The organism is Synechococcus sp. A15-44, assembly GCF_014280115.1.
GTDB lineage: Bacteria > Cyanobacteriota > Cyanobacteriia > PCC-6307 > Cyanobiaceae > Parasynechococcus.
In genome coordinates, this window is the sequence record NZ_CP047938.1 from 44013 (window position 1) to 62024 (window position 18012).

The following is an 18012-nucleotide window of genomic DNA, read 5'->3' on the forward strand; positions in this document are numbered from 1 at the left end:
GAGCGATACCTCCCAGGATCGATGTCCCAGCCCTCGTCCGACGGTCAGCGTCAGCCGGCCATCGTCATCCTTGATTTCGGCTCTCAGTATTCGGAGCTGATCGCCCGGCGCGTGCGCGAGACCGAGGTCTTCTCGGTGGTGCTCGGTTACAGCACGTCGGCCGAAGAGCTGCGACGCATGGCTCCGAAGGGAATCATCCTCAGCGGTGGTCCCAGTTCCGTGTACGCCGAGCATGCGCCGCTCTGCGATCCCGGCATCTGGGATCTGGGCATTCCCGTGCTGGGGGTTTGCTACGGGATGCAGCTGATGGTGCAGCAGCTTGGGGGCGTTGTGGAAGCCGCCACGGGCAAGGCCGAATACGGCAAGGCGCCCCTGGAAGTGGACGACCCCACGGACCTGCTCACCAATGTCGACAACGGTTCGACGATGTGGATGAGCCATGGCGACTCAGTGAAGGCTCTGCCCGATGGGTTTGTGCGCCTGGCCCACACCGCCAACACGCCTGAGGCGGCGGTGGCGCACCTGCAACGCAAGCTCTACGGGGTGCAATTCCACCCCGAGGTGGTGCATTCCACCTGCGGCATGGCCCTGATCCGCAATTTCGTGTATCACGTTTGCGGTTGTGATCCGGATTGGACCACCGCGGCGTTCATCGATGAGGCCGTTGGCCTGGTGCGGGAGCAGGTGGGCGACAAGCGCGTTCTGTTGGCTCTCTCCGGTGGGGTGGATTCATCCACCCTCGCCTTCCTGCTCAAAAAGGCGATTGGTGATCAGCTCACCTGCATGTTCATCGACCAGGGCTTCATGCGGAAGGGTGAGCCCGAGTTCCTCATGGACTTTTTCGATCGGAAGTTCAACATCCATGTGGAGTACATCAATGCCCGTCAGCGGTTCATCAGCAAGCTGAAGGGCATCACCGATCCGGAGGAGAAGCGCAAGATCATCGGCACCGAGTTCATCCGTGTGTTCGAAGAGGAGAGCAAGCGGCTCGGACCCTTCGATTACCTGGCCCAGGGCACGCTCTATCCCGATGTGATCGAAAGCGCTGGCACCAACGTGGACCCCAAGACGGGCGAACGGGTTGCCGTGAAGATCAAGAGCCACCACAACGTGGGCGGTCTTCCCAAAGACCTGCAGTTCAAGCTGGTGGAGCCCCTGCGCAAGCTGTTCAAGGATGAAGTGCGCAAGGTGGGCCGCAGCCTCGGCCTGCCCGAGGAGATCGTGCGCCGCCATCCCTTCCCGGGGCCTGGTCTGGCCATCCGCATCTTGGGTGAAGTCACCGACGAGAAGCTGGACTGCCTGCGTGATGCCGACCTGATCGTTCGCCAGGAAATCAAGGAAGCAGGGCTATATCACGACATCTGGCAGGCCTTTGCGGTGCTGCTGCCGGTGCGTTCCGTCGGCGTGATGGGGGACAAACGCACCTATGCCTGGCCGATCGTGCTGCGTTGTGTGTCCAGTGAGGACGGCATGACCGCCGATTGGTCCCGCCTTCCTTACGACCTGATGGAGACCATCTCCAATCGGATTGTGAATGAGGTGAAGGGCGTGAACCGGGTGGTTCTCGATATCACCAGCAAGCCCCCCGGCACGATCGAGTGGGAGTGATGGCTTGGGATTGGTTGCGGCCCAAACCGGGCCGCATTTTTTTGATTGGACACAACAAGTGCGGCACGCGGTCGTTCCACAAGCTGTTGTGCAAGAACGGCTACAGCTCGATCCACTACGACAAGGGGCGCTTGGCCCGTCGGATTCAGGCCAACTTCACCTTCTCCAAGCCGCTGCTGGATGGTGTGGATGGCTATTGCGGCTACACGGACATGGAGCTGTGTGGTGAGTTCTACGCCTACCGGCTGTTCCCTTTGTTGGACCTGCAGTACCCAGGCTCTTGCTTCATCTACAACACCCGCGACGTGAGCCGCTGGGTGGACTCACGCATGAACCACCGCAAGGGCAAGTACGCCCGCGCCTATCTGGATCGGATGCGTCGGGCCTATGACGATCCCTCGTTGACCTTGGAGGACCTGCGCCAGCACTGGCAGGAGGCCTGGCAGCGCCATGACCTTGATCTGAAGCGCTATTTTGCCGGACGCAGCAATTTCTTTGAGTTCGACATCAGCGTTCCCTCGGAGCAGGCCGTGCTCTGCCGTTTTCTCAGGCGTCGCGGCTACCGAATCCGCGGCGAGGTGTTGCCCCATGCCGGCGCACGTCCTGCGAAGGCCGCAGGCTGAATCACAGCTGGCGACGGCCCTGCATCATCGATACCTTGGGCCACCGGCCTTTGGGATATGACGGCGACACAACAGCAGGATGTTCAGTTGCAGCGTCGGCTGCAGCAGGACAGCATTCAGCTGGGTGGCCGCACGATCTATCTGAACCCCTTCCTCTACTGGCGGCGGTTCGACAGCAACACCGATCGCTGGCTGCGGGAGCCCGGTCAGCTGACGGAGGATCAGATCACGGCCAACCGCAGCCGTTTCTACCCCGAACTCGACTGGGGCCAGCTGGATGATCACGCCACTGCCGTTCACGATGGCGCTGTGGAGATGTTCCTCAAGAGCCTGGAGCTGATCAGCACCTTCCATCCCGAGCTGGGTTCCGGGCAGATGCTCGAGGTGGAACGCAAGATGACGATCACCAAGAAGCGGGCCTTCGAGCGCTGGGTGGACAAGGCCATCCGGCGGCGTCAGCGCGATGAAAGCCGTGAGCACCGCCGCTTTGAGCGCAGCCGCTTCTGGCGTGCCTGGCGCGAGTGGATCCTGCTGGACACCACCCAGAAAGCCCTGGTGCCTGTGGTGATGCTGATGGTGCTCAGTGGCGTGATGGGCTGGTCCCTGGCGGCGGACCGTTCGGCTTGTCCGACATTGGCGCTGCCTTCGGGACAGACTGGGGTCCGTTGATCTGGCCCCATGGCCGCTGATTCCAACTCCGATAACCCGCTCGACCAGTTGCGTCTGTCCTTGATGCAGGACGTGCTCCCTGTGGGGCTGGCCGTGCTGGAGCGGGCCCGGCAGGGGGGGCCCGGCAAGGTGGTGGAGGCGTTCACCGCCGGCTCGGAGGACCCCATCGCTGATTTGCGTCAGGAAGGGGAGCCCGTGGCGCGCGGCGTCCGAGACCAGCTGGATGCCGTGAGCCCTGGGCTGGGCAATCCGGTGATGCCTGTCTCGGTTTCTGTTGATGAACCGGCAACGGTTGAACAGGACGGCCCCGACGACTTGCTGCCGACCTTGCGGCGGATCGAAGAGCGCCTCGAGGAGTTGCGCCGCCGTTTGCCAGAGCCGCAACAGTAATGACCCGTTCCGTCCAGCAGCGTCAGACCGGTCTGCGTCAGCAACCCCTGGTGCTGCTGATGCTGGTGTTGCTGTTCTGCAGCGCCATGGTCAGTCGCCTGGTCTGGATGCAGCTGCTGGAGGGCTCACGCTTCCGTGAACTGGCGGACGAAAACCGCATCCGTCTTGTGCCTCGCTCGCCGATCCGAGGTCGGTTGCTTGATCGCAAAGGGCGGGTGCTGGCCACGAGCAAGCTCACCTATTCCCTGTACCTCGAGCCACGTCTGGTCAGCGATGACGACTGGCCTGATCTGCGGGATCGCCTGGCAAGGCTGCTGAATCTGGAGCCTGATCTGCTGGATCAGCGCCGTCAGAAGGGTCTGGATCGGGATGGTTACCGCACCACATTGGCCCTGGATCTCAAGCCGGAGCAGGTTCTGCGCTTCCGTGAACAAGCTCTTGGGTTGCGGGGTGCTCAGGTGGATGTCGACATCCTGCGCTCCTATCCCAACGGAACCCTGGCGGCCCATGCCCTCGGGTACACCCAGCCGATCACTGAAAACGAATTCGAAATCCTGGCGGAGAAGGGCTACAAGATCCGCGACCGCATTGGTCGCACCGGTGTTGAAGCGGCCTATGAGCGCCATCTGCGGGGCAAGTGGGGCGGCCAGATGCTCGAGGTGAATGCCATGGGCGAGGTGCAGCGCAACCTGGGCGATCGTCCCTCAGAAGCAGGCAAGGATCTGGTGCTCACCCTCGATTTGGATCTGCAGCGGGTGGCGGAGCAAGCGCTGGCGGATAAGCCTGGCGGTGCCGTGGTGGCGCTGGAGGCGGCGACGGGTGCTGTGTTGGCCCTGGCCAGCCGTCCCAGCTTTGATCCGAATTTTTTCTCCAAGCTGATCACCACCCAGAAGGAGTACGACGCCCTCTTCTCCAATCCGAAGAAACCGTTGCTGTCCCGGGCCATGAATCCCTATGACCCCGGCAGCACCTGGAAGCCGGTGACGGCGATGGCGGGCATGGAATCCGGCAAATTTCCGCCCGACACCAAGCTGCGCACCACGGCCTGCATCACCTACGGCGGCCACTGCTTCCCGGACCACAACGGCAAGGGTTTCGGCACCATCGGCTATGCCGATGCCCTGCGCCACTCGAGCAACACGTTCTTTTATCAGGTGGGCGTCGGGGTTGGGTCCCTGGCGTTGAAGCAGGCTGCTGATCAGCTTGGGTTTCAGCAGAAAACCGGCATTGAGATCGGCTGGGAAGAGAGTGTTGGGTTGGTGGGAGATGAGCCCTGGGCCGATCGTGGCCGGGGTTGGGCGGAGCCCGGCACGGTGCCTTGGATTCCTGAGGACATGGCCAGTGCTTCCATCGGTCAGTCGGTTGTGCAGATCACCCCCCTGCAGTTGGCCCGCGCTTATGCGGTGTTTGCCAATGGCGGTTGGTTGGTGACGCCGCATCTTGCCGCCGGTGACATCGACTGGCTGAGCTCGGAGCACCGCACCAAAGTGCCGATGAAGCCATCAACGTTGCAGACGATCCGGGAGGGCCTGCGCAAAGTGGTGGAGGCCGGCACCGGTGCTGGCCTCAATGGCCCTGGCATTCCTGCGGCGGCGGGCAAGACCGGAACGGCAGAAGACAGCACGGGAGGGCCTGATCATGCCTGGTTCGGCTGCTATGCCCCCTATCCCGACGGCAAGATCGTGGTGGTGGCCTTTGCCCAGAACACTCCTGGAGGTGGGTCGGTCCACGCTTTGCCGATGGCCAAGAAGGTGCTGGCGGAGTGGGAGCGCACCCGGCAGCGCTAGGCGGCCGTGAGTTGAGGCGTTGAAAGCACCGTGCGGTAGTAGGTCCGCAGCTGTTCGGTGGCACCGGCCCAGCCCCAGCGCTCGGCTTCGGCGCGGGCAGCACTGCGCAGGGCATGGCGTTCCAGGTCGTTGCCCAGCAGGCGGCGGGTGGCTTCGATCAGGCTTGCAGCTCCACCATCGGCGCCGTCGGGTTCGTAGAGGCAGCCGTTGACGCCGTCGGTGATGATGTCGGGGATGCCTCCACGGTTGGCGCCGACCACTGGACAGCCGGCTGCCATGGCTTCCAGCAGCACCAGCCCCAGGGTCTCCGTGCTGGAGGGGAAGAGGAAGGCATCGCCGCTGGCGTAGGCCCCTGCCAGGTCGTCCCCGGCGAGGTAGCCGACGAAGGTGGTGGCGGTTCCCTCGAAGTGCTTCTCCAGTTGTTGGCGGTGGGGACCATCGCCCACCAGGGCCAGTCGTGCATCGGGAAGGGCCTCCAGCACGGGGCGGATCCGTTCGATCTGCTTCTCCGCCGAGAGGCGGCCGACGTAGAGCAGCAGCGCTCCGCGGTCGTCATGGCCCCCGAGAAGCCGCTGGCGCAGTTCCTCACTGCGTAGCTCGGGACGGAACAACTCCGTGTCCACACCCCGCTGCCACAGATCAGTGTGCTGAATGCCTTTGTCGCTGAGCTCCTTCACCATGGCGGTGGAAGTGCACAGATTCAGCAGGGCCTGGTTGTGGGCGGCTTTGAGCATTTCCCACAGCAGCGGCTCCAGCATTCCCAGGCCGTAATGCTCGAGGTATTTGGGGAGATGGGTGTGATAGCTGGCGACTAGGGGAATGCCCTTGTTCTTGGCCAGCCAGATGCCTCCTAAACCCAGCACCGCCGGGTTCACCACATGGATGAGATCGGGTTGAAACGCATCGATCGCGTCTGACACCGCTGGGCGCGGCAAGGCCAGTTTGAGCTCGGGGTAGAGAGGTAGCGGCATTGCCGGTACGCCAATCAGGCGTGCCCCCATGTACTTCTCGGGACAGCCCTCCGGGCAGAAGACCACCACCTCATCGCCGGCGTCCACCAGATGCTTCACCGTTTTGGTGAGACGGGTGACGATGCCATCGACCTTCGGCAGGAAGGTTTCGGTGAAGAAGGCGATTTTCAAGGATGAAGCTCGATCAGGACGCGGTGCCGATGGCCTGCGCTTGGGTTTTGGTCCAGGCGGAGGTGCAGAGGATGCGGTTGCGGTCGCAACGGTCGGCGTAGCGGGTGGCGATCTCCACAACTTCCTTCAGCAGGCCGTCATCGAGGGTTGTGGGGTTGAGGCCAAGCTCGATGAAGCAGCGGTTGTCCACGATCAGATCGTTTTCAACGGCCTCGTTGCGGGGGTTGGGCAGGTTGTTGACCTGAGCGCCGGTGAGTGCGGCCACCTTCTTGGCCAGTTCGCCCACCTGATGGCTCTCGGTCATTTGGTTGAAGATTTTCACCCGCTCCCCTTGTTCGGGAGGGTTCTCCAGCGCCAGCTGGACGCAGCGCACGGAATCGCGGATGTGGATGAACGCCCGGGTCTGGCCTCCGGTGCCATGCACGGTGAGTGGGTAGCCGATCGCGGCCTGCATCAGGAAGCGGTTCAGCACCGTGCCGTAGTCACCGTCGTAATCGAAGCGATTGGTGAGCCGCGGGTCCCGATCGGTGGCGTCGGTGTTGGTGCCCCAGACGATGCCCTGGTGCAGGTCGGTGATGCGGACCTTGTCGTTCTTGTTGTAGTAGAGGAAGAGCAGCTGATCCAGCGTCTTGGTCATGTGATAAACGCTGCCGGGGCTTGCCGGGTGGAGGATCTCCTCCTCGAAGCGGCTGCCATCGGGCTGGGGCACTTCCACCTTGAGATAACCCTCGGGGATGGTGGCGCCGCGGTGGGAGCCGTAGCCGTAGACCCCCATGGTGCCGAGGTGCACCACGTGGATGTCCTGACCGCTTTCAACGATGGCGGCCAGCAGGTTGTGGGTTCCGTTGACGTTGTTATCGACGGTGTAGCGCTTGGTGGCGCTGCTCTTCATCGAGTAGGGGGCGGCCCGCTGTTCCGCGAAGTGGACCACGGAATCCGGGCGCTCGTCCTGAAGCAGATCCAGCAACCGCTGGTACTCATGGGCGATGTCCATGTGGACAAACCGCATCGGCTTGCCGCCGGTCTCCTCCCAGGCTTTGAGGCGCTCGCCGATGCTCACGATCGGCGTCAGCGACTCAACTTCAAGGTCGATATCGATCTTGCGACGGCTGAGGTTGTCCACGATCAACACGTCGTGGCCCTGATCAGCCAGGTTCACCGCACAGGGCCAGCCGCAGAAGCCGTCACCGCCGAGAACGAGAACTTTCACCCCAAACTCCTGCTGGAACGAGCGTGATGCTCAATCCTGGCAAGCTACTACAGGGATTTTCAGTGTGAGCCGTCTCAGCTGATGGCTACGGTCACCGCCACCATGGCGGCCACAATCAATCCACCGCTGACCAGCATCATCATTGAGCTGCGGTTGCGGCTCTGGCTGGTGGCGACGTCCATCACCTCCATGCGTGGCTCCTTGGCGAAGGCGTTGAGACGACCGCCGTCTTCCGTGGTAACCGACATGGGTCCAATGCGACTGGTCGGACCTTATGAGTCCAAATGCTCATTGCCTGCCTTTGTGAAGCAGGCTTCACCTGACTTCACGACTCTTCACTTTATTTGGGTGACTGCACCAAGCCCGTGGTCGGTGAGCTGGCAGAGGCCTGATCCTTCCGTGGCAAGCGCCCGGAGAGGTGGGCGGTCCGCCCGGCCTTCACCGCCTGACCCATGGCCTCGGCCATGGCGGCGGGGTCGCCCGCGAGGGCGATGGCGCTGTTGACCAGGACGGCATCGGCGCCCATTTCCAGGGCCTGTGCTGCTTCGCTGGGCACACCAATGCCGGCATCCACTACCACCGGAACGCCGGCGTTCTCGATGATCAGCGCGATGTTGGCGGCGTTGTTGAGGCCCTGGCCAGAACCGATTGGTGAGCCCAGCGGCATCACTGTGGCGCAGCCGACGTCTTCCAGCCGTTTCGCCAGGAGGGGATCTGCATTGATGTAGGGCAGCACCGTGAACCCTTCTTTCACCAGGCGTTCGGCGGCGTTCAGGGTGCCGATCGGATCGGGCAGAAGGTGCCGGGCGTCAGGAATCACCTCCAGCTTCACGAAGGTGTTGTTCTCCTGTCCCGCCAGCTTGGCCAGCTCCCGTCCAAGCCTGGCGACACGCACCGCTTCCTCGGCATCGGTGCAGCCCGCGGTGTTGGGCAGCATCCAGATCCGCTGCCAATCAATGGCTTCCATCAGGCCCTCATGGCCTGCCGCCACGGTCTGCACACGGCGCACGGCCACCGTGACCATGTCGCAGCCGGATCGCTCGATGCTCTGCTGCATCGATGTCATGGATGGGTACTTGCCGGTGCCCGTGAACAGGCGGCTGTTGAACTGACGCCCGCCAATGGTCAGGGGGTCGGTGCTGAGGGAGGGCGAATCCATGACGCGTCTGAGCAAAAGGGCCTACCGTTCCTTCATCATCCATCGTCTTCCATGCCGTTCCTGCTTGCCATGGATCTCCCGGCTGGCAGCCAGGTGCCGTTCCAGACCAATCCCCAGTTGCCTCTGGATCCGATTCAGTTAGCGGTTCCTCTGGAGCTCAATGAACTCGAGGTTGAGAGCTTCGATCCGGTCGCACGCGCTGCAGAGCTGGCGGAATCGTTGCCCCGTCAATGGTGCGGCACATTTGAGCCTTTTGATGGCAATCCCACCGTCGATGTCACGTTGCACATCACCCAGATGACGGCGATGGGCCAGATGGTGGATGTTCGGGGAACGATGACCCTTGGGTCTGTCATTACACCGGTCCAAGGCAATCTCCATGCCAAGTCGGATCAGCTGGATCTCATCCCTTTGGCGGATCCCCTGATTGCGGGCGTTGAGCCTGGCGGCGTCTTCCTCGGCCTGCAGATGTTCAGTCCCACCAGCTGGCAGGCACCTCGATTGATCAATGTGGCCGACCCCAGCACTGGAGTGGGTGGACGCCTGGCGATGAACCCCAGCTGCCAGGAAGAACCTCCGGTTCAGCCGCTCTGGTGACCTCAATTTTTGGGAGTACTCAGGGGATCTGAAAGAACTCAGCTGTTTCGACGCTTGAGTTTTTTCAATCCTTTCTTGGCGGTGGAGTTGTCGGGTTCCAGTTGAAGCGTCTTCTCATAAAGGGAGATCGCTTCAGCGTCCTTCAAAAGTTTTTCCTGGGCAAACGCCAGGTTGTTAAGGGCGACGGGGTAGTCCGCTTTTGCCTTCAGTGCCAGCTTGTAGTGCTTGGTGGCACCGGAATAATCCTTCTGTGCGGCCAAAGCAAAGCCAAGTGCGTTTTCGATCAGCGCACGGGCTTCATCAGGCTCACCACTCAGGCGTTTCAGGGCCTGCTTCAGGGTGGCAGCCGCCTGTGGGTACAACCGCTTGCGCAACTGAACCGATCCGAGCTCGTAGAGGTCAGAGGCCTGTCGTGACGAGGCCGTGTCGGATTTCTCGAGCTCAATCAGGCGTGCTTCATCGCGACGCACACGAAAAAATTGTCGACCCACCACCACCGCAACGATGGCAAGCAGGCCGACCAGGCCCAGCAGGTAGGTCTGGGGCAGCAGGTTCACGGTTGAGAAATTCAGCTCTTGGCTGCAGCCACGACGTTGATGAAGCTACCGGGGTCAACCACGGCCAGCTGAGCCAGCATCTTGCGGTTCAGGCGCACATCGGCTTTCTTGAGACCGCCCATCAGACGGCTGTAGCTCACACCATTCAGGCGGGCAGCGGCGTTGATGCGAGCAATCCAGAGGCGACGGAAATCGCGCTTACGACGACGGCGATCGCGGTAGGCGTTGCAGAGGGCTTTCATCACCCGCTGGTTTGCTGTACGGAACAGGGTTCCGTTGCCACCACGGAAGCCACGGGCCAGCCGCAGGATCTTGTTGCGGCGTTTACGGGCGACGTTGCCTCTCTTGACGCGGGCCATGAGGTTGGAAGGGTTTGGATCAGGTCTTGTTGAACGGTCTCGTCCGAGCTGTTTTGCTCAGGCGTAGGGCATCATCAGGGTCACGCGCTCCTCATCGGTGCGGTCCACCACAGCCTTGGTGGCCAGATGACGCTTCTGCTTGGGGGTTTTGTGGTCCAGCAGGTGGTTCCGGAAAGCGCGACGACGCAGAAATTTGCCAGTGCCGGTTGCTTTGAACCGCTTTGCGGCAGCTTTGCGGGTCTTCAGCTTGGGCATTGGTCTGCTCGTTCGGACACAAACGACAACAATACGTCCTGATGTGCCCCCCGTTGAATGATTCGGCTCTTGACGCTCACATTGCTGCTTTGCGTGGGTCTTGGCTGCCGCGCCCGTGAGCAGAGCGATCCTCTCCAACCCGCAGTGGTGGAACCGGTTCAACGGGCGATGCACCGTTCCGTCGCTGACCCACCGCCGGTCGAGGGCCATGAACCGGTGCTCTGGGTGGCCTTGGAGGATCATCTCGGTGCTGCACAAACGGCAGCTCCTTTGCATCTGCAGGCCTTTGCTGGATCGCTCAGCCTTCGCGACGCCACCGGGGAGCAAAGCAGTGGTTCAGCGTTCGTGATCTCCTGGCGAAGCGTTGCCTTGGCCCGTCCGCTCAAGTTGGCCCGCCGGATTGCAGGTCCCTACGCCAGCTTTGAGTCGGCGGATCGTGTCGCCTCCCGTTGGCGTGCTCTTGGAGTTGCGGCCGAGGTGGCCCATCCCAAGGAGTGGGAGGTGTGGGCGCCGGAGGGCTCGCCTGTTCCCGATGGTCTGGCCGTGCGCGATTGGCAAAGCACCGTCACCAGCACCGTCGAACCGGTGTTGCAGACGCTGGAGGGTGAGCGCCCCCTGCAAGGACCTCTCTTGATTGAGGCCTCGGATGGGTTGCTCTGGGCGGGTGGACGTTTTGAAGGGCCCTTTCGCTTGCAAAGGGATGCCTATGGCAGCTGGACCCTTGTGGAGCAGGTGCCGGTGGAGCGCTACCTCGAGGGGGTGGTGCCCCATGAGATCGGTGCCGGTTCACCGATGGCGGCGTTGCAGGCCCAGACCGTTCTGGCGCGCACCTGGGCTCTGGCCAACAGCCATCGCTTCAGCGTTGATGGCTATCACCTCTGCAGCGACACCCAGTGTCAGGTCTACAGCGATCCCCGCCATGCGGGAGCTGCTGTGCGCGAGGCGATTGCAGCCACTCAGGGCAAGTTGCTCAGCCTGAACAATCAGCCGATCAGCGCCGTGTATCACGCCACCAATGGCGGGGTGATGGCTGCCGGGCCGGAAGCCTGGGCCATGCAGCCCAGCATCTACTTGCGGGCGAAGCCGGATGGGGATGAGGGCTGGCGCAACCGTCATTCCTTGCCTCTGCAGCAGCGCAAGGCGGTGGAAGTGTTGCTTGCCGATCGCAGTGGGGCCTATGGCCAGCGCCACCCCCGCTTCCGCTGGACCCGAACCCTTTCGGGTCCGGACTTGCGTCAGGCCCTCGGAGCAGCCGCAGACCCCCTGGTATCTCCCTTGCAACTGAAGGTGATGGAGCGGGGCGCCAGCGGACGGGTGCTGGCCTTGCAGGTCTCAGGCAGCAGCGACGCCGCTCCAGTCATCCTCAAGTTGGATGCCATCCGTCGCACCCTTCCCACCCTGCCCAGCACCCTGTTCGTGCTGGAGGCGCAGAGTGTTGAACGCTGGCTGGTGGTGGGTGGTGGCTTTGGCCATGGGGCCGGTTTGTCGCAGGCTGGAGCGATCGACCTGGCCTGGCGTGGCTGGCCCGTGGAGCGGATCCTGAGCCATTACTACCCAGGGACTGTCTACGGCCCACTCTCAACACCAGCGCAGTCCCCTTAAAGTCCTACCCACCTGGGCAGCTGGATGAGCTCGAACGCCACATCAGGTGATCACCGTCGGGTGAAATCGGCAGCGTTCCTGTTCGCCTGTGGATGTGCTGGTGCTGCTCCCCACTGGCTCGATTCCGCCCGTTCGCTCTGGCCCGCCATCAGTCTTGCCTTGATGCTTGGGGGCTATGGGCTGCGTTCCGTCATGCGCGGGCAGCTGACGCGTGGGTCATCGGACTCCGCACCAGCGATCGATCCGGCGAAGCTGCCCAGCCTGGATGTGGTGGTTGCAGCCCGTGATGAAGAGGCGGTGGTGCCGCGTTTGGTGGAACGGCTCACATCCCTTCGCTATCCGTCCGACCAACTCACCACTTGGGTGATCGACGACGGCAGTCTTGATCGGACCTCCGAGTTGCTGGACGATCTGGCCAGCCAGCACCCTGGACTCAATGTCATCCATCGCCAGCGCAATGCCGGTGGTGGCAAGTCGGGTGCGCTCAACACCGCCTTGAACCGTCTCAAGGGTGAGTGGCTGCTGGTGCTTGACGCGGATGCCCAATTGCAGGACGACCTGCTTGAGCGTCTTGTCCCCTACGCCCTGGAGGGTGGTTGGTCGGCGGTGCAGCTGCGCAAGGCCGTGATTGATGCCGATCGCAATTGGCTGACGCGATCCCAGGCAATGGAGATGGCTCTGGATGCGGTAATCCAGTCGGGCCGACTGGCCAATAGAGGCGTGGCCGAACTGCGGGGTAACGGACAGCTGATCAAACGCTCCGTGCTCGAGTCCAGTGGTGGTTTCAATGAAGACACCGTCACCGATGACCTTGACCTCAGCTTCCGCCTGCTGACCCATGGCGCTTTGGTGGGATTGTTGTGGGACCCTCCGGTTCAGGAAGAGGCGGTACCCGGTCTTCAGGCCCTGTGGAAGCAACGGCAGCGCTGGGCGGAAGGTGGCTTGCAGCGGTTCTTCGATTACTGGCCGGTGCTCACCTCAGCGCAGTTGAGTCTTCGTCAGCGCTTGGATCTGACGGCCTTTTTTCTGCTCCAGTACGCCTTGCCGGTGGTGTCCTTCGCTGATCTGAGCACGGCTCTGATCACCCGAAGCCTGCCGCTCTACTGGCCCTTGTCTGTGGTGGCCTTCAGCGTTTCGGGTCTGGCCTATTGGCGCGGTTGTCGCGGTGGTAGCGAGGGGCCGGAGATCCCCACAGCGAGCCTGGGCAATCTCCTTGTGGCGATTGCCTACCTCGGCCACTGGTTTGTGGTGATTCCCTGGGTGACGGTGCGGATGTCACTGCTCCCCAAACGTTTGGTCTGGGCCAAAACCAGCCATGGTCAGGAGCATCCGGTTCAGGCCTGAGGTTGTTGCATGTTGGACGGTATGACCGTGGGGAGGGTCGTTGAATCGTCGTTCACTCAGTTGACGTCGTCAACGTCGAGCACCTGACCGTTGAAGAAGTCCGCCAGGTTGCGGGCCTGACGATCCAGGCCTGAGGGAGGACTGGGTTGAGGGCTGGATTCTGCTGGTGCAGCTGTCGGGTTGGCGTCCGAAGGTTTGGTTTGGGTGGGCGGCAGTTCTGGCGTTGGCACCGGAGCTGGCGCTGGTGTGACTGAGGGAGCCGGCATTGGGGCCGGTACCGGTGTTGGCGGCTCGACCGGCGTTGTTGTGATGGACGGTGCGACCGGGGGGGGTGTGGTCGGTGGAGTGATTGAGGGGGCTTTGACCGGGGCTGTTGCCATCGCGGGTGGCATGGCGCTGTTGCTGGCTTCCAGCACCAGCTGCCTCGAGCCTCCAAGAGCTTTGGCCAGGGCCTGTTCCAGCAGGGATGCCCGGCTCTGAACCATCCCCATCCAGTTGCCTGCCACCTGCACAACGGCGCAGTTGGCATCCAGGCGCACCAGTTGGGCCTGCTGCGACAGCAGCATCCGGGTGGAAGGCAGTTCGAGACTGCCCAGAATCTGTTGCCATAGCTCGGGCAGGTTGGTGCTGGCTGCCGGTGCAGGGGTGGAGACCGTCGGTAGTTCCAGCGAAGGAGCTGGGGCTGCTGCAGGTGCTGCTGCGGAAGCTGTGGGAGCAGGAGGGGCGACTGGCGTTGTCGGTGGGCTTGCTGTTGCTGCTGGTTGCGTTGTCGCAGGTTGTCTTGGGGCCGGAGCTGTGGCTGTGCTCTGAGCCTGTACCGGTTCCGCCAGCAACCCCAAAAGCAGCACTTCCAGCCACAGGCGCGGCTGCACGCTTTGGCGCAGTTGTTGCTCGGTGCCGCGCAGTTGGGCCTGCCATTGCAGCAAGCGGGCTCGGCCGATGGCCTTGGCGAGGGCGGGCAGTTGCTCGCGGAACTGGGGCGACACGCTGGTGAGTTCCAGTCGGTCTGGAGCGGCCGCCATCAACACCAGATCCCGCAGCATCCCGGCCAGACCCTGCAGCACGGCCCCGGGATCCCGGCCCCGGTCCAGCAGGTTTCGGGTGGCCTCCAGCAGCTGCACAGGTTCGGCGCTGCTCATGGCCCCCACCAGTTCCAACAGCTCCTGTTCGGGGACTGCCCCCAGCAGATCCCACACCGCAGCGGCTTCGATCGGCGGCGGCAGCAGGCTCAGCTGATCCAGCAGGCTTTCCGCATCCCGCAGGCCTCCCTGGGACCGCTGGGCCACCACATGAATGGCCTCAGGCTTGATTTCGATCGCTTCCTGTTCGGCGATCCAGCTCAGATGCTTGTTGAGGGCATCCAGAGGAATGCGCCTGAAATCAAAGCGTTGACAACGGCTCAGGATCGTCGGCAGCACCCGTTGCGGGTCGGTGGTGGCGAGCACGAACACCACCTGCGGTGGTGGCTCCTCCAGGGTTTTGAGCAGGGCGTTGAAGGCTGCGGTGGAGAGCATGTGGCATTCGTCCACCACGTACACCTTCCAGCGGGCTTGCACCGGTGCGAAGCGGGAGCGTTCGATCAGCTCGCGGATGTTGTCGACGCCGGTGTTGGAGGCGGCATCGATCTCGATCACATCGAGGGCGGTGCCGGCGGCGATCGTGGTGCAGAGCTCGCAGGTGCCGCAGGGTTCTGGGGTGGGCCCCTCGCTGTTCAGGCAATTAAGCGAGCGGGCCAGGATGCGGGCGCTGGAGGTTTTGCCGGTGCCGCGGGGGCCACTGAACAGATAGGCCGGGGCAATGCGATTGCTGGTGAGGGCGTGGCCCAGGGTGGCGGCGATCGCCTCCTGCCCCACCAGCTGATCAAAGCGCTGGGGCCGGTATTTGTGATGCAGCGGCTGGTAGGCCGAACTCATGCGCCGCGGGCGTTGAAAGGAGATTACTCAGAGGATTTCGACCCTGGAAGGGCGGGGCGCTGCTCGAGTAGGGCATCAATTCGTTGTTTGAGGTCTTCCACGGCGGCCAGTTCATCGGCCAGGCTCTGGCCCGTGAGCAACAGCCGTCGATTGGACCCTTTTCCCGCCTGTTCCAGCAGACCCTCCAACTTGTGCAGCAGCGAGAGGCGTAGGCGTTCCAGCTTCTCCACACCCCGCCTGGCCATGGCGCGGGCATCGTCATCGAGCAGGCCCCGTTGCACCAGGAGCTCCAGGCCCCGCATTAGCGCCGAAGGCATCAGCCCGCTCCAGTGGCGGGCCCGCTCCAACACGGAATCCACCTGGTCACTGCGATGACGTCCGGTTTTGCACCAGGTGGCGAAGTGCTCGCAGTTGTTAAACAGCAGGTTGTAGTCCTGTTCTCCCAGGCGCCCCATGGCCCGGCGCAGGGTCACCCCCACCGGTGACGCCTCGGGATGGCTGATCACCCGCAGCGGTTGGTCTTGGCTGAACTCCTCCAGTGGGCTGCGCAGGATTTCCCGCCCCTCCAGATAGTGGGCGACGGTTCCGTCGCCGAGGTCGATGCCGTGGTGGTTGAACAGGCCGTGCTGACGCGGCACCTCCAGGTGGTCAGCGGCAGCCAAGACTTCAGGCGGTCTTCTGTTGTTCCGCGCCAGGCAGGGGCAGCACCTTGCCGCCCGTGTGTTCCTCCACCATCGCCCGGGTGACGGTGAACTCCTTCACCGATGTCTGCGATGGCAGGTCGTACATCAGGTCCAGCATCAGCTCCTCAACGATGCCGCGCAGGGCGCGGGCACCTGTCTTGCGCCGGTGCGCCTCCTGGGCGATTGCCTCGATGGCGTCATCGGCGAACTGCAGTTGCACGTTGTCCATGCTCAGCAGGGTGCGGAACTGCTTCACCAGGGCATCGCGGGGCTCGGTGAGGATTGATTGCAGGGCGCTTTCGTCCAGGGGCTCCAGCACGGCACTCACCGGCATCCGGCCGATGAACTCGGGGATCAGGCCATAACGCACCAGATCATCCGGCTCCAGGTGCCGCAGCACCTGGGCGGTTTGAAGGTCGCGGTTGGCGCGGCTGCGTCCACGGCCGTCGCTGGGCATGAAGCCGATGGCATTGCGGCCCATGCGTTTCTGCACCACGTCGTCCAGACCGACGAAGGCACCACCGCAGATGAACAGGATCTGGCTGGTGTCGATCTGGATGCAGTCCTGATAGGGGTGCTTGCGGCCTCCCTGGGGCGGCACGTTGGCCACCGTGCCCTCCAGCATTTTCAGCAGGGCTTGCTGCACCCCTTCGCCGGATACATCCCTCGTGATTGAGGGGTTCTCGCTCTTGCGGGCGATCTTGTCGATTTCATCGATGTAGATGATCCCCCGCTGGGCTTGGTCCACATCCATGTCGGCCTTCTGCAGCAGCCGGAGCAGGATGTTTTCCACGTCCTCACCCACGTAGCCCGCTTCGGTGAGGGTGGTGGCATCGGCCACGGCGAAAGGCACGTCCAGCATTTCGGCCAGGGTCTGGGCCAACAACGTCTTGCCGCAGCCGGTGGGTCCGATCAGCAGGATGTTGCTCTTGTGCAGCCGGGTTGCTGTTTCCTCGGTTTCACCCTGGCCATCCCCCTGCCAGGCCAGACGTTTGTAGTGGTTGTAGACCGCCACCGACATCACCTTCTTGGCCGCGTCCTGGCCGACCACCTGCTGGTCCAGGAAGCTCTTGATGTCCTGCGGCCTTGGAATGGAAGCCAGGGTGGGGGCCGGCTTGCTGCTTTTGCGGGCGGCTGGGGTGGCCTTTCGGCTCGGCTCATGGCTGTGGCGTGGGTTGCCCTGCCCATCCACCAGCTCTTCATCCAGGATCTCGTTGCAGAGATCGATGCATTCGTCGCAGATGTAAACGCCAGGTCCGGCGATCAGCTTGCGCACCTGGTCCTGGGATTTCCCACAGAACGAACACTTCAGATGGGCGTCGAACTTGGCCATCGAACGCTGGGCACCACGCAGGAGAACAATTCAGGAATCAACCGATGGGGTCTCCCTGAACACACAGGATCGAGAACGGAAGGGCGTCTGTCAGCCCTCCGTAATGATTCCTCCGTCCCCGGAACTGTCCACCACGCGATCGATCAGGCCGTATTCAACCGCTTCTGCCGGAGAAAGGAAGTAGTCGCGGTCGGTGTCTTCCGAGATCTTGTCGAGCGGCTGGCCGGTGTGCTCGGCCATCAACCCGTTCAGGGTTTCCTTGAGATAAAGAATTTCCTTGGCCTGGATCTCGATGTCCACCGCCTGCCCCTGGGCGCCACCGAGGGGTTGGTGAATCATGATCCGAGCATTCGGCAAGGCGAGTCGCTTGCCCTTGGTGCCTCCGGAGAGCAGAAAGGCACCCATGCTGGCGGCGAGGCCGTAGCAGATGGTCACCACGTCAGGGGCGACCTGCTGCATCGTGTCGTAGATCGCCAGGCCAGCGGTGACCGACCCTCCCGGGGAGTTGATGTAGACCTGAATGTCCTTCTCTGGATCCTCGGCTTCGAGGAACAGCATCTGCGCTACCAGGGCATCGGCAACGGCGTCATCCACACCGGTGCCAAGGAAGATGATCCGCTCCCGCAGCAGGCGGGAATAGATGTCGAAGGCGCGGTCGCCGCGACCGGACTGCTCCACAACAGTGGGCAGCGGCCCCGGTGCCGAGACGGGCATGGCGGCCCGCCAGCGGTTCTGGATGGGGTGGTGACTGCGGGCGTCGATCACGCGATCGGTGTGCGGT

Annotated in this window: 19 protein-coding genes; 8 read left to right on the top strand and 11 right to left on the bottom strand. The window is 62.9% G+C overall.

Translation table 11 applies throughout. The features are described from left to right. The first annotated feature begins 21 nt into the window (after positions 1 to 21). Genes guaA through mrdA form a run of 5 tightly spaced genes read left to right on the top strand, consistent with a single transcriptional unit; the run spans position 22 to position 5077 of the window. Positions 22 to 1608, top strand: a complete 1587-nt coding sequence (gene guaA / locus SynA1544_RS00240) for a glutamine-hydrolyzing GMP synthase (RefSeq protein ID WP_186514399.1) — start codon at positions 22 to 24, stop codon at positions 1606 to 1608. After that, positions 1608 to 2231 (top strand): sulfotransferase, encoded by a 624-nt coding sequence (locus tag SynA1544_RS00245; protein WP_186514400.1) that lies wholly within the window; start codon positions 1608 to 1610, stop codon positions 2229 to 2231. The genes guaA and SynA1544_RS00245 overlap by 1 nt, the downstream gene beginning before the upstream one ends. Positions 2232 to 2288: 57 nt before the next feature. Then, positions 2289 to 2900 carry a hypothetical protein gene (locus SynA1544_RS00250; RefSeq protein WP_115081413.1) on the top strand — a complete coding sequence of 204 codons (612 nt, stop codon included), beginning with the start codon at positions 2289 to 2291 and terminating at the stop codon, positions 2898 to 2900. A 9-nt stretch (positions 2901 to 2909) separates the two neighbouring features. Beyond that, positions 2910 to 3290, top strand: a complete 381-nt coding sequence (locus SynA1544_RS00255; protein WP_186514401.1) for a hypothetical protein — start codon at positions 2910 to 2912, stop codon at positions 3288 to 3290. Further along, complete coding sequence (gene mrdA, locus SynA1544_RS00260) at positions 3290 to 5077, top strand: penicillin-binding protein 2 (RefSeq protein WP_186514402.1); 1788 nt, start codon at positions 3290 to 3292, stop codon at positions 5075 to 5077. The genes SynA1544_RS00255 and mrdA overlap by 1 nt, the downstream gene beginning before the upstream one ends. Here mrdA and SynA1544_RS00265 read toward each other — a convergent pair. From SynA1544_RS00265 to SynA1544_RS00280, 4 genes are all read right to left on the bottom strand, one after another. Continuing rightward, entirely contained in the window at positions 5074 to 6219 is a 1146-nt protein-coding gene (locus tag SynA1544_RS00265) for a glycosyltransferase family 1 protein (RefSeq protein ID WP_186514403.1), read from the bottom strand. The two genes, mrdA and SynA1544_RS00265, sit on opposite strands and share 4 nt — an antisense overlap. Before the next feature lie 13 nt (positions 6220 to 6232). After that, on the bottom strand, positions 6233 to 7429 hold the full coding sequence (locus tag SynA1544_RS00270) for an NAD-dependent epimerase/dehydratase family protein (protein ID WP_186496650.1): 1197 nt from the start codon (positions 7427 to 7429) through the stop codon (positions 6233 to 6235). Between the two features lie 74 nt (positions 7430 to 7503). Further along, the gene (gene psb34 / locus SynA1544_RS00275) at positions 7504 to 7677 is read right to left on the bottom strand and encodes a photosystem II assembly protein Psb34 (protein ID WP_114988853.1); all 174 of its coding nucleotides are present in this window, start codon (positions 7675 to 7677) and stop codon (positions 7504 to 7506) included. A 92-nt stretch (positions 7678 to 7769) separates the two neighbouring features. Next, complete coding sequence (locus tag SynA1544_RS00280; protein WP_186514404.1) at positions 7770 to 8588, bottom strand: thiazole synthase; 819 nt, start codon at positions 8586 to 8588, stop codon at positions 7770 to 7772. 51 nt (positions 8589 to 8639) lie between these two features. On the opposite strand from SynA1544_RS00280, the gene SynA1544_RS00285 reads away from it, so the two are divergent. Beyond that, the gene (locus SynA1544_RS00285) at positions 8640 to 9185 is read left to right on the top strand and encodes a hypothetical protein (protein WP_186514405.1); all 546 of its coding nucleotides are present in this window, start codon (positions 8640 to 8642) and stop codon (positions 9183 to 9185) included. Positions 9186 to 9223: 38 nt separating this feature from the next. Here SynA1544_RS00285 and SynA1544_RS00290 read toward each other — a convergent pair whose 3' ends face one another. The 3 genes from SynA1544_RS00290 to rpmI are packed head-to-tail and all read right to left on the bottom strand — an operon-like array spanning position 9224 to position 10356. Then, entirely contained in the window at positions 9224 to 9742 is a 519-nt protein-coding gene (locus tag SynA1544_RS00290; protein WP_186514406.1) for a hypothetical protein, read from the bottom strand. Positions 9743 to 9753: 11 nt separating this feature from the next. Next, positions 9754 to 10101: a 50S ribosomal protein L20 gene (rplT, locus tag SynA1544_RS00295; protein WP_186514407.1), complete on the bottom strand. Its 348-nt coding sequence runs from the start codon at positions 10099 to 10101 to the stop codon at positions 9754 to 9756. A 57-nt stretch (positions 10102 to 10158) separates the two neighbouring features. Next, positions 10159 to 10356, bottom strand: a complete 198-nt coding sequence (gene rpmI / locus SynA1544_RS00300; RefSeq protein ID WP_006852081.1) for a 50S ribosomal protein L35 — start codon at positions 10354 to 10356, stop codon at positions 10159 to 10161. A 57-nt stretch (positions 10357 to 10413) separates the two neighbouring features. Here rpmI and SynA1544_RS00305 point away from each other — a divergent pair, with 57 nt between their 5' ends. Next, positions 10414 to 11958 carry a SpoIID/LytB domain-containing protein gene (locus tag SynA1544_RS00305; RefSeq protein WP_186514408.1) on the top strand — a complete coding sequence of 515 codons (1545 nt, stop codon included), beginning with the start codon at positions 10414 to 10416 and terminating at the stop codon, positions 11956 to 11958. 24 nt (positions 11959 to 11982) lie between these two features. Beyond that, the gene (locus SynA1544_RS00310; protein ID WP_186514409.1) at positions 11983 to 13302 is read left to right on the top strand and encodes a glycosyltransferase family 2 protein; all 1320 of its coding nucleotides are present in this window, start codon (positions 11983 to 11985) and stop codon (positions 13300 to 13302) included. Positions 13303 to 13358: 56 nt separating this feature from the next. On the opposite strand, the gene SynA1544_RS00315 is transcribed toward SynA1544_RS00310, so the two are convergent. The 4 genes from SynA1544_RS00315 to clpP all read right to left on the bottom strand — a co-directional run bounded on the left by SynA1544_RS00315 (position 13359) and on the right by clpP (position 17996). Further along, complete coding sequence (locus tag SynA1544_RS00315) at positions 13359 to 15215, bottom strand: DNA polymerase III subunit gamma/tau (RefSeq protein ID WP_186514410.1); 1857 nt, start codon at positions 15213 to 15215, stop codon at positions 13359 to 13361. A 23-nt stretch (positions 15216 to 15238) separates the two neighbouring features. Then, the gene (locus SynA1544_RS00320; protein WP_186514411.1) at positions 15239 to 15877 is read right to left on the bottom strand and encodes a lecithin retinol acyltransferase family protein; all 639 of its coding nucleotides are present in this window, start codon (positions 15875 to 15877) and stop codon (positions 15239 to 15241) included. Between the two features lie 4 nt (positions 15878 to 15881). Continuing rightward, complete coding sequence (gene clpX, locus SynA1544_RS00325; RefSeq protein WP_186514412.1) at positions 15882 to 17231, bottom strand: ATP-dependent protease ATP-binding subunit ClpX; 1350 nt, start codon at positions 17229 to 17231, stop codon at positions 15882 to 15884. Between the two features lie 90 nt (positions 17232 to 17321). Continuing rightward, the gene (gene clpP, locus SynA1544_RS00330; protein WP_186514413.1) at positions 17322 to 17996 is read right to left on the bottom strand and encodes an ATP-dependent Clp endopeptidase proteolytic subunit ClpP; all 675 of its coding nucleotides are present in this window, start codon (positions 17994 to 17996) and stop codon (positions 17322 to 17324) included. Positions 17997 to 18012: the final 16 nt, after the last annotated feature.